This is a genomic window from Virgibacillus sp. 7505, from assembly GCF_002272135.1.
Classification (GTDB): Bacteria; Bacillota; Bacilli; order Bacillales; family Amphibacillaceae; genus Terribacillus.
The window spans coordinates 1-651 of the sequence record NZ_NPBF01000053.1 but is presented as its reverse complement, the minus strand read 5'-3'; the positions used below and the strand labels follow the sequence as shown (position 1 = coordinate 651).

The window sequence follows — 651 nt, the reverse complement described above, 5'->3', positions numbered from 1 at the left end:
CTTCGGAAAGGCTTCGTCTGAAATCTTACTCCACGTGCCACTGCCAGAGGATATCCTCAAAATGGATACGGAAAAATTGGCTGCTGTATTAAATCGTGTCAGTAAAGGAAGATTAGGCAAATCCCGAGCGTATGACAAAGCCCTTCAACTGAAAGAACGTGCTGAACATACCTTTGGCATTTCAATTGGGACCGATGTGTTTAAAATGCAAATCCAACTCCTGCTGGAACAAATTTTACTGTTGGAAAAGCATGTGAACCAAATGGAAGCGGCGATGATTGACATTTCCAATCGCCAACAACACTTTTTAACAACCATCACTGTGGTCAGTGACGTCACAGCTTCTGTCATCCTTGGCGAGATCGGTACGATTGACCGATTTGAGCGCCCTGAACAACTTGTGGCTTTTGCCGGTTTAGACGCTTCTGTTCATCAATCAGGTGACTTTCATAGTAGCGGGACCCGACTCTCCAAGCGCGGCTCTCCTTATCTTAGACGTGCCATATGGCAGGCGGGTTTTGTGGCAAGTTTTCATGACCCAGCCCTTTCTTTGCATTATCAACAATTACGTAAGCGTGGGAAAGCCCATGGAACAGCTGTTGGAGCCGTTGCCCGTAAGCTCACTCATATTATTTTTGCCATCCTTAGAGA

At 46.1% G+C, this 651-nt stretch carries 1 protein-coding gene; it reads left to right on the top strand.

Translation table 11 applies throughout. The annotated features are described in order from the left end of the window. Positions 1-651, top strand: a 651-nt coding sequence (locus CHH91_RS17865; RefSeq protein WP_141234185.1) for a transposase, incomplete at both ends; no start/stop codon positions are given.